The organism is Pseudomonas sp. PDM30, assembly GCF_019218985.1.
GTDB classification, from domain to species: Bacteria; Pseudomonadota; Gammaproteobacteria; order Pseudomonadales; family Pseudomonadaceae; genus Aquipseudomonas; species Aquipseudomonas jessenii.
In genome coordinates this window covers 1-13,248 of sequence record NZ_JAHUWM010000013.1, presented here as the reverse complement: position 1 = coordinate 13,248, position 13,248 = coordinate 1, and the positions used below count along the sequence as shown (strand labels likewise).

Below are 13,248 nucleotides of genomic sequence, written 5' to 3'. Positions count from 1 at the left end.
TGGAACTCAGGCGAGCACGCTCAACCACGCCGAACCCAGCAACAACAGGCCCATGCAGCGGTTGAAGCGCTGCATCGCACGAGGTGAACGCAGCCAGCGACTGGAGCCGGCGCCGAGCACTGCCCAAGCTCCAAGACACGGCAGCGAGATCAGGAAAAACGCCAACGACAAATACATCACATGCACAAACCGGTCTTCACCCACCCCGGCAAACACGCTGACCACCGCCAGTGCCATCATCCAGGTTTTCGGGTTGATCCATTGCAGGCTCGCCGCGCCCAGCAAGCCGAGGCGCTTCTCGGCATTGTCGGCGGCAATGGCGGCAGCCGGGGCGCGGAAGATTTGCCAGGCCAGATAACTCAGCCATGCCACGCCGGCCCACTGCATGAGCGTTTGCAGCGCAGGCCATTCGATCAGCGAAGTCCCGGCACCGGTGCCCACCAACAACACCAATATCGCAGCACTGGCACAGGCGCCAAAAATGATCGGAACGGCAGCCATCAAGCCGAATCGGGCACTGTTGCTCAGCACCAGAATGTTGGTCGGGCCGGGGGTGATCGAGGCCACAAAGGCGAACAGCAGAAAGGGCAGCAACGTCGGAAAAGAGGACAGCATCGCAGGCAAACTCCGGTGAAGATCATTGAAGTTGATCTTCACAAGCCGGGCGCTTAGCTGTCTGGAAGATTTGAGCAACGCTTGCGGTACAGCGCTGGTGTCAGACCGTAGGCGCGCACGAACCAGCGACCCAGGTGACTCTGATCGGCAAAGCCCAAGGTCATGGCCACGGTTGCAGGTTGCTCACCACGGGCCAGCATTCGACGTGCCGTAGCCAGACGCAATTGCACCAGATATGCATGGGGCGCCATACCGTATGCAGCCTTGAACGCACGGGTCAGGCGAAAGCGGTCGACACCGGTGACGGCGGCCAGTTGGTCGAGGCCAATGTCGTATTGTGCGTTGGCGTGCAGATAGTCCCGGGCCTTTTGCGCAACCAGGGGCAGGCGCGGATCTTCGCCATAGCGAGTGCGCCAGTGCAGATGGCTGGTGAGGCGTTCGAGCAAGCCATCGAGCGCGGTCTGGCGAACGATCTTCATTTCACCACCGTGCAGCGTCTCAAACGCAAGGCTGGTGGCGTGGGTCAGGCGCGAATCGCTGGCCAGGGTGTTGGTGAAACTCAACTCGCTGTTGTCCGGCGCGTTGTCAAACACCGCGCCTAACTCACGCTGCAACCACTGTGGGTCGAGGTACAGCATGCGATAGGTAAAACCATCCGCGGTCGGCGCCTCACCGTCGTGGATGTCGCCCGGTTCCAGCAAAAACACCTTCCCCGGCGTGCTTTGGTGTCTGGCTCGTCGACAATTGAATTGCTGCACCCCTTGCTCGGTGACACCCACCAGATAGCTGTCATGCCAGTGCGGGTCGTAGGCATGGCCCTCGAAATGCGCACGCAGGGTCTCGATGCCGGTATCGGCGTCCTGGGCCAGATCGAGCCAGTTTTGAGACGTCATGCTGAACCTGTGGGATCGTTTTTCCTGCTCATTTAACGCCCGTCTCGAGGGTAATGGTTAGAACATTTGTGCACTGGAGGGACGTTGTTACCATGCACAAGCCGGCCAGACTTAGCACAAATACACCGTCTTGCCACTCACAGTTCTGATAGTGGTGCAGTCGACGCAAATGTTTTTTACTGCGGCGACATTACTTGTGCAGAGTACCCATGACATGAAGCCGTTTGATTCCCGTTCATCCACTGTTGCCACAGGAGCGGTTGAGGTACAGATCTGTGCTCCAGGTCATCTGATTGGCGGACGAAACGGTCCGACAAGCGCCTTGTTGAGTTGGGACGAGCCCTATTCAACCTGCAACTTGTGTCCGAATGCAATTGGTTATGAAGTGTTCGGAGAAGGCATTCAAACAAGAAGTGTGACCCGACCGCCTTTTGAATTGACGGGGTTGAACGCAGATACCGAGCACTTGCTTTACGTCAGGGCAATAGCTGCCAGCAATAATGTTTCGCAGCCCAGTCCGTTACGCTTGTTCAAATTCAAATTACTCGCGCCCTCCAGACCGGGCCCTCTGGAGTTGAGCGAGTTAACCAGTACCTCTGTAAAAGTGAGCTGGACCCCGTCCACTGACAATGGCGGGGACATTCGCTATAGAGTTTTCCTGAACGACTTTCTCATCAAACAGACCGCCCAGCCATATGTCCTGATTACGCACCTGCAAAATCATAGCGACTATCACGTCAAGGTACTGGCGATCAATGCTGCAGGCAGTTCCGAACCTGTTGCCACTGCTTTTAAAACCAGTCTGCGCCCGCCAACCAATCTGAGGTTCAGCCACCTTAACGGGATCTGTAGGCTGGCATGGGATCCGCTCTTCAAAAAACGCCCGGCACATGAAATATCCATCAATGGCGAAAATTTTACGGCTGCCCCTGGCCGCTGGGGCTACAACTTCAAGTTGTCGGATCTTTCTCCGGGACCTGCTCCGCATCACTTCAAGTTTGCGGTCCACGCACAACTTGACGGGGACACCTCGGCAGTGGTGACTCTGGAGGCGACGCTTGCTGACACGACCCCTCCAAGCCGGCCTGGAGCCCCCGTCGTCACTGAAATTACAGACACTTCCGCGAATTTGACCTGGCAGCCCTCGAACGACAATGCAGGCGTCACCGACTATCGGGTTACCCTGAACGGATTTGTATTGTTCAACACTCCGGACACTCACATGAACTTCAGTGGGCTGGCTCCTGGTGCCTATCACTATGTTTTCGTGCGCGGCCGCGACAAGGATGGAAATATCTCTCAACGCAGCCCGATGAGCGTCTTCAAAACGACAGGGCAGGCGCCAGCGCCTAGACCCAATGCACCGACCGTCAGTATCAGTGCACTGAGCTCCAGCTCAGCCAAGTTGGAGTGGACTTTCGCGCACGGTGATGCGGCTACGGGTGTAAGGATCATGAAGGATGACGAGCACCTGCAAGACGTACTGTTCATTCAAGGCATTCACCTCAATAACTTGATCCCGGACACGGAGTACAGAATCAGCGTCAGTGCTTTTGATATCTACGGACAGTTGTCCGAACCCACTGTCGTTGTTTATGAACCCCAGGATCTTATCCCGCCCAGCGCTCCTGGAAACTTGCGCAAGATGGGATCGACCCTTGATTCCGTCACGCTCGCGTGGGATGAATCCACCGACGACGTCGGTATCTGTGATTACGTTATTTACAATAATCAGCAGTATTTCGATCGCACACCATTGACCCATTACACTGCCGTTGACTTGCCTTCCGGTACATACTCATTTGAGGTGTGTGCGCTGGATCTCAGCGGTAATCACTCCGCGCCTGCGTCAGTAAGTGTTGAAATCGAGGGCGAACTCTAGTTCGCCAAGCCCTGAAGTAACCACTCATGCCGATTTACTCAAATAACCCGGCGGCGATGTTGATCGAGAACCCGAGAATGGCTGTGTTGAACAGAAAACCGATCAACGACTGCGCCAGCACGATCTTGCGCAATTCCCGTGTCGCCACGCCGACATCCGAGGTCTGCACCGCCACGCCGACGGTGAACGAGAAGTACAAAAAGTCCCAGTAGTTGGGTGTCGTCAGACCTTCGGCAAAACGCAACGCCGGCTCCTTGCCTTCCCAGGTGTAAAACAGGCGCGCGTAGTGCACGCTGAAAATCACCCCGATCAGCAACCAGGAGCCGATCACCGTCAAAGCGGTGAAGCCGTAGTGCAGCAGTTTGCGGGTGGTTTCCAGATCTTTGCCGCCGGCCAGTTCGAGGGTGATGGCTGCCAGGCTGGCAATTGCCGCAATGCACACCACGAACAGCACCAGCCCGGCGTTCTCGTCCTCGATTTCGGCAATGCGTTTCACATCAGTCGCTTTCGAACGCACGACGAGCCAGGACATCAGGATCAGGTAAGTCCAGACCCCGGCATTCCAGCCGATGAGTATTTTGCCGATGACCGAATCGGCCGGAACCAGGATACCCGCCGCGATACCGAGCGTCGTGGCGGCGGACAGGCGAGGGTGGGTGTGGCTGAGGTAGGGCATGAGCGCTCGATGGGTCGGAGTATTGCAAACACCTTAGCCCAGGTAAGCACAATCTTGAAATCACCGGGATCCCCTGTGGGAGCGAGCTTGCTCGCGATAGCGGTGTAACAGTCAACATGGATGTTGAATGTGACGGCCTCATCGCGAGCAAGCTCGCTCCCACAGGTAATCGGTGGTGTTGTTTAGATGTTTTTATGGCGCTTGCGCACCAGTTTCATCACCACCACAAAAAACACCGGCACGAACACCACGGCCAGCGTCGCCGTGATCATCCCGCCGATCACCCCGGTGCCGATGGCCTGCTGGCTCGCCGAACTGGCGCCGGTCGCGATCGCCAGAGGCACCACGCCAAGGATGAACGCCAGGGAGGTCATGACAATCGGCCGCAACCGCAGGCGTGCCGCTTGCAGGGTCGCGTCGATCAGGTCGTGGCCGTCGTCGTACAGGCTCTTGGCGAACTCGATGATCAGGATCGCGTTCTTCGCCGACAGGCCGATGATGGTGATCAGCCCGACCTTGAAGAACACGTCGTTGGGCATCCCGCGCAAGGTCACGGCCAGCACCGCGCCGAGCACGCCCAGCGGCACCACCAGCAGCACCGAGGTGGGGATCGACCAGCTTTCGTACAACGCCGCCAGGCACAGGAACACGATCAACAGCGACAGCCCCAGCAGGATCGGCGCCTGGCTGCCGGACAACCGTTCCTGCAACGACAACCCGGTCCATTCCTGGCCCAGTCCCGCCGGGCCTTGCGCCACCAGCCGCTCGATCTCGGCCATGGCCTCGCCGGTGCTGTGGCCCGGGGTCGGTTCACCGGAAATGCTGATCGCCGGATAGCCGTTGTAGCGGGTCAACTGCGCCGGGCCCTGAGTCCACCTGGCCTGTACGAAGGCTGACAAGGGCACCATTTTTTCGTGGGTGTTACGCACGTGAATCTTCAGCAGGTCTTCCACCTGACTGCGCTGGTCGCCCTCGGCCTGCACCACGACGCGCTGCATCCGCCCCTGATTGGGGAAGTCGTTGATATAGGCTGAGCCTACGGCCGTGGACAGCACATTGCCGACGTCGGCAAATGACACCCCCAGTGCGTTGGCCTGCTTGCGGTCGACGACCAGTTGCACCTGCGGTGCCTCGGCCAGGGCACTTTCGCGCACGTTCATCAGGATCGGGCTTTTTTCGGCTGCCGCGAGTAACTCGGTGCGCGCTTGCATCAACTTCTCATGGCCGAGACCCCCGCGATCCTGCAGGCGGAACTCGAATCCGCTGGACGTACCCAGGCCATCCACCGGCGGCGGCAGTACGGCAAACGTCACCGCGTCCTTGATCTGGCTGAGGGCGACGTTGGCCCGGTCGGCAATCGAAGCCGCCGAGTCGTCGCTGCCTCGCTCGGACCAGTCTTTGAGCGTGCTGAACGCCAGCGCCGCATTCTGCCCGCTGCCAGAGAAGCTGAATCCGAGAATCACCACGCTGTCCCGAATGCCTGGTTCCCCGGCGTTGTGCGCTTCAACTTGCTCGGCCACCTGCACCGTGCGGTTCTTGCTTGCACCCGGTGGCAACTGGATGTCGGTGATGGTGTAACCCTGGTCTTCCACCGGCAGGAACGAGGAGGGCAAGCGACTGAAGGCCAAGCCCAGGCCGATCAGCAGCACGCCGTAGATCAGCAGGTAGCGCCCGGTACGTTTCAACGCATAGGCGACCCAGCCCTGATAGCGCTCCGTCAGTTGTTCGAAGCGACGGTTGAACCAGCCGAAGAACCCGGTTTTTTCGTGGTGCTCGCCTTTGGCAATCGGCTTGAGCAGTGTCGCGCACAGGGCCGGGGTCAAGGTCAGGGCGAGGAAGGCCGAGAACAGGATCGAGGTGGCCATTGACAGCGAGAACTGCTGGTAAATCACCCCGACCGAGCCTTGCATGAACGCCATCGGAATGAACACCGCGACCAGCACCAGAGTGATGCCGATGATGGCCCCGGTGATCTGCTGCATGGCCTTGCGCGTGGCTTCCTTGGGCGACAAGCCCTCGGTGGCCATGATGCGCTCGACGTTTTCCACCACCACGATGGCGTCGTCCACCAGAATGCCGATGGCCAGCACCATGCCGAACATGGTCAGCACGTTGATCGAAAATCCGAGCGCCAGCATTGTCGCAAAGGTGCCCATCAGCGCCACCGGCACCACCAGCGTCGGAATCAGCGTGTAGCGGATGTTCTGCAGGAACAGGAACATTACCGCGAACACCAGCAGCATCGCCTCGAAGAGGGTGTAGACCACTTTGGTGATCGAGACCTTGACGAAGGGTGAGGTGTCGTACGGTATCGAGTACTCGACGTTCGCCGGGAAATAGCGCTTGAGTTCGTCCATCTTCGCCCGCACCAGGGTTGCGGTGTTCAGGGCGTTGGCGCCGGGCGACAGTTGCACGGCGACGGCGGTGGACGGTTTGCCGTTCAGGCGCGTGGAAAACTGGTATTCCTGGCTACCGATCTCGACCCGCGCCACATCGCTGATGCGCACGGTCGAGCCGTCCGGGTTGGCCTTGAGGACGATGTCGGCAAACTCTTCGGGGGTCGACAACTGGCCCTTGACCAGAATGGTCGCGGTGATTTCCTGGGTGGTGCGGGTTGGCAGGTCACCGATGCTGCCGGCCGACACCTGGGCGTTTTGCGCGACGATGGCGGTGTTGACGTCCGCCGGCGTCAGGTTGAAGGCGAGCAGCTTCTGCGGGTCGATCCAGATCCGCATCGCCCGTTCGGCGCCGTACAGTTGCGCCTTGCCGACGCCGTCCAGACGCTTGACCTCGTTCATCACGTTGCGCGCCAGGTAATCGCTGAGCGCCACGTCGTCGAGTTTGCCGTCGCTGGAGGTCAGGGTGATCAGCAGCAGGAAGCCGGATGAGACTTTCTCCACCTGCAAACCTTGCTGGATGACCGCTTGTGGCAGGCGAGACTCCACGGCTTTCAGGCGGTTCTGCACATCCACCTGAGCCAGTTCCGGGTTAGTGCCCGGCTGGAAGGTGGCCTTGATGGTGGCGCTGCCCAGGCTGCTCTGGGATTCGAAATACAACAGGTGATCGGTGCCGTTGAGCTCTTCCTCGATCAGGCTGACCACGCTCTCGTCCACGGTTTGCGCCGAAGCGCCGGGGTACACGGCGTAGATTTCGATTTGTGGCGGTGCAACATCGGGGTATTGCGCCACCGGTAATTGCGGAATGGCCAGCGCACCGGCCAACAGGATGAACAGGGCAACCACCCAGGCGAACACCGGGCGGTCGATAAAGAACTGCGGCATAAAAAAGCGTCCTGCTTACTGACCAGTCGCCTGGGCAAGTGGAAGAGGGGTGTCGTCGATCTGCACTTTCTCGCCGGGGCGGGCGTGCTGCAGCCCTTCGATGACGATGCGGTCGCCTGCCTTCAGGCCGCCGGTGACGATCCAGCGATCGTTCTGCACGGCACCCAGTTCGACCGGTCGCTGCCCGACCCGCTGTTCGGCGTCGAGCAGCAGCACCTGGGCGATGCCGGCGCTGTCGCGCTGGATGGCCCGTTGCGGCACGCTGATGCCCTGCTGGTTGATCGCTTGTTCCAGGCGTACGCGCACGAAACTGCCGGGCAGCAAGTCGAGGTCGGGGTTGGGGAACTCGCTGCGCAGGATGATCTGGCCGGTGCCCGGGTCGACGGTGATATCGCTGAACAGCATTTTGCCCGGCAGCGGGTAGAGGCTGCCGTCATCCTGAATCAACGTGGCCTTGGCCTGGTCCTGGCCGACCTGCTGCAACTGACCTGAGCGGAAGGCTCGGCGCAGTTCGTTGAGTTCGCGGGTGGACTGGGTCAGGTCGGCATGAATCGGGTTCAGTTGCTGAATCAGCGCCAGGGGCGTGGTTTCGTTTTGTCCGACCAGTGCGCCTTCGGTGACCAGTGCGCGACCGATACGCCCGGAAATCGGCGCGGTGACCGTGGCGTAACCTAGGTTCAACCGGGCGCGTTCCACCGCCGCCTTGTTGCCGGCGACGTCGGCAGCGGTCTGCCTGGCGTTGGCCCGGGCGTTGTCGTAGTCCTGGCCGCTGATGGCCTTGTCGTCGATCAACCGGGCGTAGCGCTGTTCCTGCAATCTGGCCTGGAACGCGTTGGCTTCAGCCTTGCGCAACGCGGCTTCGGCGCTGTCCAGGTCAGCCTTGAACGGCGCCGGGTCGATGCGGAACAACACTTCGCCCTGTTTCACGTCACTGCCTTCACGGAAGGTGCGCTGCAAGACTACGCCAGCCACCCGGGCACGCACTTCGGCCATGCGCGGTGCGGCAATCCGCCCGCTCAGTTCACTGCTGATGGTCAGTGGCCGCGCTTCGATGGTCTCGATGCGAACTGTGGCCAGCGGCGCCTGTTCCTCGGCATTCGAGGACTTGTCACACGCGCCCAGTGTCAACGCCAGTGCAATCAGGCTGAGCCTGGCAAGCAGATTCTTCGACATGTAATACCCCAATAAAGACCCCCAGCATCCTACTGGGCGAAGGCGAGGGTAGCGGTGAAGCTTTGTTGGTGCTGTGTGAAATTGTGTAAGGGTTTTACTCAGGTGTGCGTGAGGGCGTATATCCTGCAGTCCTTGATTTCTATTGCGCCAGATAGATTGCCATCGCGAGCAAGCTCGCTCCCACCGGGATTTGATGTGAACACGAATGTTGTGAACAACACCGACCACTGTGGGAGCGAGCTTGCTCGCGATGGCGGCATATCTGGCGCCACGGCTCTTTCTGGAAACACCCCATGCCCAACATCCTCCTGGTCGAAGACGACACCGCCCTCGCCGAACTGATTGCCAGTTACCTGGAACGCAACGGTTATTCCGTCAGCGTGATCGGCCGCGGTGACCATGTGCGCGAACGTGCGCGGCTCAATCCGCCGGACCTGGTGATCCTCGACCTGATGCTGCCCGGCCTCGACGGCTTGCAAGTCTGTCGCCTGCTGCGCGCCGATTCGGCGACCCTGCCGATCCTGATGCTCACCGCCCGCGACGACAGCCACGACCAGGTCCTGGGCCTGGAAATGGGGGCCGACGACTACGTCACCAAACCCTGCGAGCCGCGGGTGCTGCTGGCCCGGGTGCGGACCTTGTTGCGCCGCAGCAGCCTCAGCGAGCCGCAGACTGCCAACGACCGCATTCTGATGGGCAACCTGTGCATCGACTTGTCCGAGCGTACCGTCACCTGGCGCGAGCAATTGGTGGAATTGTCCAGCGGCGAGTACAACCTGCTGGTGGTGCTGGCCCGGCATGCCGGAGAGGTGTTGAGCCGCGACCAGATCCTGCAACGCTTGCGCGGCATCGAATTCAATGGCACCGACCGTTCGGTGGACGTGGCGATTTCCAAGCTGCGACGCAAGTTCGACGACCACGCCGGCGAGGCGCGCAAGATCAAGACCGTGTGGGGCAAGGGTTACCTGTTCAGCCGATCCGAGTGGGAATGCTGAGCCGATGTTCAGAATCCTCTTTCGTTTGTACCTGGTGACCATCGTCTCGTTCAGCGCGGCGATCTATCTGGTGCCGGATCTGGTGGTCAAGGTGTTCCAGGAACGCTTTGTCACCTACAACCTCGATTACTCGCGAGGGCTGCAAACGCTGATCGTCAAACAGTTCCAGGGGGTCCCGGCCGAACAGTGGCCGACCCTGGCCGCTGAAATGGACAAGGACTTCTCTCCTCTGCACATCGTGCTCAGTAGCAATGACGACAGCAGCCTGACGCCCGATGAACAGCAGCGCTTGCGCCGCGGCGAGAACGTCGTGCGCGTGGGCGACTGGGGCTGGCGCACGCTGGCGGTCGCGCCGCTGAATGAGCGCACCGTGGTGCAAATGGTCGTGCCACCGGATCCGCTGGACGTCAATCTGTTGTACTGGAGCATCAACGTCCTGATCGGCGCGACCATGCTCGCGTGCCTGTTGTTGTGGCTGCGCCCGCACTGGCGTGATCTGGAGCGCCTCAAGGGCGCCGCCGAACGCTTTGGCAAGGGCCACTTGGGCGAGCGTACGCAAATTTCCCCGAGTTCCAACATCGGCAGCCTGGCCAGTGTGTTCGACACCATGGCCGGTGACATCGAGAACCTGCTCAACCAGCAGCGAGACCTGCTCAATGCGGTGTCCCACGAGTTGCGCACGCCGCTGACGCGCCTGGATTTCGGCCTGGCGCTGGCCCTGTCCGACGACTTGCCGGCGGCCAGCCGCGAGCGCTTGCAAAGCCTGGTGGCGCACATTCGGGAACTCGATGAATTGGTGCTGGAGCTGCTGTCCTACAGTCGCCTGCAAAACCCGGCGCGGCTGCCGGAGCAGGTCGAAGTTTCGATGGATGAATTCATCGACAGCATTCTCGGCAGTGTCGACGAAGAAATGGAGTCTCCGCAAATCGTCATCGACGTGTTGCTCCACGGCCAGCTCGAACGCTTCAGCCTGGACCCGCGCCTGACCGCCCGAGCCCTGCAAAACCTGCTGCGCAACGCCATGCGCTATTGCGAGAAGCGTATTCAGATCGGTGTGCAGGTCTATGCCAGTGGCTGTGAAATCTGGGTGGACGATGATGGCATCGGCATTCCGGATGACGAACGCGAGCGGATCTTCGAACCTTTCTACCGCCTCGACCGCAGCCGCGACCGCGCCACGGGTGGTTTCGGACTGGGACTGGCGATCAGCCGCCGAGCACTGGAAGCCCAGGGCGGCACGTTGACGGTGGAAGCCTCGCCGCTGGGCGGGGCTCGGTTTCGTTTGTGGTTGCCGGCTTCGGCCTGACGCGCTTCGCAGGCGCTGCCGCAGCGCCTGCGTTGTGCCAGGGATTCTCAGGTGCTCAGGCGACTACGCAGCAGTTTCGCCATCTCTTCCAGGTCCGCCATCGGCTGATGCCCGATCAGCATCCAGGCGTGTTCCATGTCAGCCCAATACACGATGTTCAGCTCGCGCCGCTGTTCCCGGGCGAAATGGCGGCTGCCGCTGTTGGAGCGGGTAACACACAGCGCCATGGGGCCGTGGGCCGGATCGAGGTAGGTGATCTGGGCGATGGGTGCACCGTCGTACTCGAGTATTTGCGCGCGCTTGAACTCGGCACGGGGCAGGGTCAGTTTTGCCGGCGCGAGGTTGAGGCCCAGACGCGCATCGATCGTACGCAGTTGTGCCCGTTGGGCAGCTTCATCGCCGGGCAGGTGATCCAGGGTTTCCGGCACATAGAGCGCCATGTAATCGGCCACCAGGCCGCGCCAGCTATGTGACTGTCGGCTCGCTTGCCAGCCGAGGAACAAACGGTCCGCCAGCACGCCGCCGGCCAACAGCCCGGCCGCGGCGGCCAGGAACCAGCGTCGATTGAGCCCGGGGCGGGCGGGTGAGGGCAGTGTGGCGAGCATGGTTTGCAGGCGATCGACCGGCGCCTGTCGGGCCAGCTCATCGTAGGCGTCCTTGAACGGCAGGCTGCTGCGATCCAGCCATTGCAGGCGCAGGCCGAGCATCGGGTCGGCGCTGATGGCCGCGTCGATGCGCGAGCGCTGCTCGGCATCGAGTTGGTTGTCGAGGTAAGCCACCAGTTGTTCGTCCGAGGGTATCGCGTTCATCAATGTTCTCCTCGGTTAGGGGTGGGCACCGTGTGCAACGGTGGATATTCGGCCAGTTTCGCCCGAGCGGCGGCCAGGCGACTCATGACGGTGCCGATGGGCACTTGCAGCACCTCGGCGACTTCGCGGTAGGACAAGCCTTCGACATAGGCGAGAAACACCGTTTCGCGCTGGGCCTCGGGCAAGGCATCGACGCGGCGGATGACCTGTGCTGCCAACACGTGGGTTTGCGCCACGGATTCTCCATCGAACGACAAGGCCTGATCGGCGTCTACCTGACCCTGCCCCTGGCGCACCCGCCGGGCGCGGACTTCGTTGAGCCAGATCGAATGCAGAATGCTCAGCAGCCAGTGGTCCATGCGCGTCCCCTGCACGTATTGCCCGGCCCGTTCCAGTGCCCGCAGGCAAGTGGCTTGCACCAGGTCATCGGCGACATGCCGTTGCCGGGACAGCAGCAGTCCGTAGCGCCATAAACGCGCCAGATGCTGGTTCAGTTCCGTTCGTATTGCCTGATCGCTGGCGATGGCGACCTCCGTCCGCTCGGGTTGTCAGGTTTTCGATGAACCGTTGATGGCTTCGGCCAGGTCCTGGTACTCCTCGCATTGAGTACTGCCACAGATGGATTCGATCTGCCGCAGTTGCTCCTGTGCAAGATCCAGCCGGCCTTTGACCACATAGGCTTCGCCGAGGTATTCGCGGACCTGCGCATATTGCGGGTCTAGTTTCACCGATTGCAGGTAATAGCCGATGCCTTCGTCGGTACGTCCCAGTTTACGCGTGGCGTAGCCGCGATAGTTCAACGCTTTTGCGGTATTTGGCTGTTTCAGCGTGTCGAGCAGGGCCAGGGCTTCTTCATAACGCCCGTCCTTGGCCAGTCGATAGGCATAGTTGGTTCGGTCTTCGTCCGGCACCAGGCTACTGGTCTGCCGGACGCAACGTTTCGATTTGCTGTCGAACACCTGACCTTTCGGGCAGTTGGGTCTGATGGGCGCGTCGTCGTCCCCGCCACCGCCGTTGGCCAGGGCGAGGGAACCGGACAACGCAACGGCCAGCAACAGAGGGGGCGTCAGAACAGCAAAACGAATATTCATGGGCTTTGCTCCAGAGCTTCATGGGTTCAGATCGGGGCGCGTCCCGCTAGACGCAGTGCAAGGTTGATGTGACGAGAACACCGCAGCATGAACAATTATTCGTTACGCCCTGATGGTGTTTTCAAGGAAAATTCATATCGGGGCGGATGCATGGTTTTTGTGCCTTGTGCAGCGTTGTGTGCGCTGAAGAGTCCCTGTGGGAGCGGGCGTGCTCGCGACGCGGAGTGTCATTCAACTTTGATTTCGACTGATACACCGCTATCGCGAGCAAGCTCGCTCCCACAGAGGGTTTGTGCCGGGCAAAATTACTGCGTCCGCCGATGTAGCCCTGTGGGAGCGAGCTTGCTCGCGATGCGGAGTGTCATTCGACGTTGATGGCGACTGAGCCTCCGCTATCGCAAGCAAGCTGAACTGGCCTAATAATTCCGGACACCTCTTAAGGGCGATATGATTTCGCCAACTTGGAGGTTCCATGAACGAAAGAAAGGTCTATACACGCGAGTTCAAGCTGCATGCTGCCAGCATGG

General features: G+C 60.6%; 11 protein-coding genes. 3 read left to right on the top strand and 8 right to left on the bottom strand.

From position 1 onward, the window contains the following. Positions 1-6: 6 nt before the first annotated feature. Positions 7-615, bottom strand: a complete 609-nt coding sequence (locus KW840_RS25150) for a LysE family translocator (RefSeq protein WP_218498141.1) — start codon at positions 613-615, stop codon at positions 7-9. 53 nt (positions 616-668) lie between these two features. Then, positions 669-1,508, bottom strand: coding sequence for an AraC family transcriptional regulator (locus tag KW840_RS25145; protein ID WP_218498140.1), 840 nt, complete (start codon positions 1,506-1,508; stop codon positions 669-671). A gap of 214 nt (positions 1,509-1,722) precedes the next feature. Between KW840_RS25145 and KW840_RS25140 the strand changes: the two genes are divergently transcribed. Beyond that, positions 1,723-3,390 carry a fibronectin type III domain-containing protein gene (locus tag KW840_RS25140; RefSeq protein ID WP_218498139.1) on the top strand — a complete coding sequence of 556 codons (1,668 nt, stop codon included), beginning with the start codon at positions 1,723-1,725 and terminating at the stop codon, positions 3,388-3,390. 34 nt (positions 3,391-3,424) lie between these two features. On the opposite strand, the gene KW840_RS25135 is transcribed toward KW840_RS25140, so the two are convergent. The 3 genes from KW840_RS25135 to KW840_RS25125 form a co-directional block, all read right to left on the bottom strand. Further along, on the bottom strand, positions 3,425-4,066 hold the full coding sequence (locus tag KW840_RS25135) for a DUF1345 domain-containing protein (protein ID WP_218498138.1): 642 nt from the start codon (positions 4,064-4,066) through the stop codon (positions 3,425-3,427). Positions 4,067-4,248: 182 nt separating this feature from the next. After that, positions 4,249-7,347 carry an efflux RND transporter permease subunit gene (locus KW840_RS25130; RefSeq protein ID WP_218498137.1) on the bottom strand — a complete coding sequence of 1,033 codons (3,099 nt, stop codon included), beginning with the start codon at positions 7,345-7,347 and terminating at the stop codon, positions 4,249-4,251. A 15-nt stretch (positions 7,348-7,362) separates the two neighbouring features. Further along, positions 7,363-8,520 (bottom strand): efflux RND transporter periplasmic adaptor subunit, encoded by a 1,158-nt coding sequence (locus KW840_RS25125; RefSeq protein WP_057714692.1) that lies wholly within the window; start codon positions 8,518-8,520, stop codon positions 7,363-7,365. 293 nt (positions 8,521-8,813) lie between these two features. On the opposite strand from KW840_RS25125, the gene KW840_RS25120 reads away from it, so the two are divergent. Then, positions 8,814-9,515 carry a response regulator transcription factor gene (locus KW840_RS25120; protein WP_007985461.1) on the top strand — a complete coding sequence of 234 codons (702 nt, stop codon included), beginning with the start codon at positions 8,814-8,816 and terminating at the stop codon, positions 9,513-9,515. Between the two features lie 4 nt (positions 9,516-9,519). Continuing rightward, a complete protein-coding gene (locus KW840_RS25115; RefSeq protein WP_218498136.1) occupies positions 9,520-10,821 on the top strand; it encodes an ATP-binding protein in 1,302 nt (433 codons plus the stop codon). A 47-nt stretch (positions 10,822-10,868) separates the two neighbouring features. Here KW840_RS25115 and KW840_RS25110 read toward each other — a convergent pair whose 3' ends face one another. The 3 genes from KW840_RS25110 to KW840_RS25100 form a co-directional block, all read right to left on the bottom strand. Further along, a complete protein-coding gene (locus KW840_RS25110; RefSeq protein WP_218498135.1) occupies positions 10,869-11,630 on the bottom strand; it encodes an anti-sigma factor in 762 nt (253 codons plus the stop codon). Further along, positions 11,630-12,112 carry an RNA polymerase sigma factor gene (locus KW840_RS25105; RefSeq protein ID WP_371318492.1) on the bottom strand — a complete coding sequence of 161 codons (483 nt, stop codon included), beginning with the start codon at positions 12,110-12,112 and terminating at the stop codon, positions 11,630-11,632. Before KW840_RS25105 ends, KW840_RS25110 begins: the two co-directional genes overlap by 1 nt. A 66-nt stretch (positions 12,113-12,178) precedes the next feature. Then, complete coding sequence (locus KW840_RS25100; protein ID WP_057714697.1) at positions 12,179-12,721, bottom strand: tetratricopeptide repeat protein; 543 nt, start codon at positions 12,719-12,721, stop codon at positions 12,179-12,181. Between the last annotated feature and the right edge of the window lie 527 nt (positions 12,722-13,248).

What these genes read in the sequence shown, in the direction of transcription:
- KW840_RS25125 (WP_057714692.1), bottom strand. Translation starts at nt 8,520, where the DNA reads ATGTCGAAGAATCTGCTTGCCAGGCTCAGCCTGATTGCACTGGCGTTG.
- KW840_RS25110 (WP_218498135.1), bottom strand. Translation starts at nt 11,630, where the DNA reads ATGAACGCGATACCCTCGGACGAACAACTGGTGGCTTACCTCGACAAC.
- KW840_RS25115 (WP_218498136.1), top strand. Translation starts at nt 9,520, where the DNA reads ATGTTCAGAATCCTCTTTCGTTTGTACCTGGTGACCATCGTCTCGTTC.
- KW840_RS25130 (WP_218498137.1), bottom strand. Translation starts at nt 7,347, where the DNA reads ATGCCGCAGTTCTTTATCGACCGCCCGGTGTTCGCCTGGGTGGTTGCC.
- KW840_RS25150 (WP_218498141.1), bottom strand. Translation starts at nt 615, where the DNA reads ATGCTGTCCTCTTTTCCGACGTTGCTGCCCTTTCTGCTGTTCGCCTTT.
- KW840_RS25140 (WP_218498139.1), top strand. Translation starts at nt 1,723, where the DNA reads ATGAAGCCGTTTGATTCCCGTTCATCCACTGTTGCCACAGGAGCGGTT.
- KW840_RS25135 (WP_218498138.1), bottom strand. Translation starts at nt 4,066, where the DNA reads ATGCCCTACCTCAGCCACACCCACCCTCGCCTGTCCGCCGCCACGACG.
- KW840_RS25145 (WP_218498140.1), bottom strand. Translation starts at nt 1,508, where the DNA reads ATGACGTCTCAAAACTGGCTCGATCTGGCCCAGGACGCCGATACCGGC.
- KW840_RS25100 (WP_057714697.1), bottom strand. Translation starts at nt 12,721, where the DNA reads ATGAATATTCGTTTTGCTGTTCTGACGCCCCCTCTGTTGCTGGCCGTT.
- KW840_RS25120 (WP_007985461.1), top strand. Translation starts at nt 8,814, where the DNA reads ATGCCCAACATCCTCCTGGTCGAAGACGACACCGCCCTCGCCGAACTG.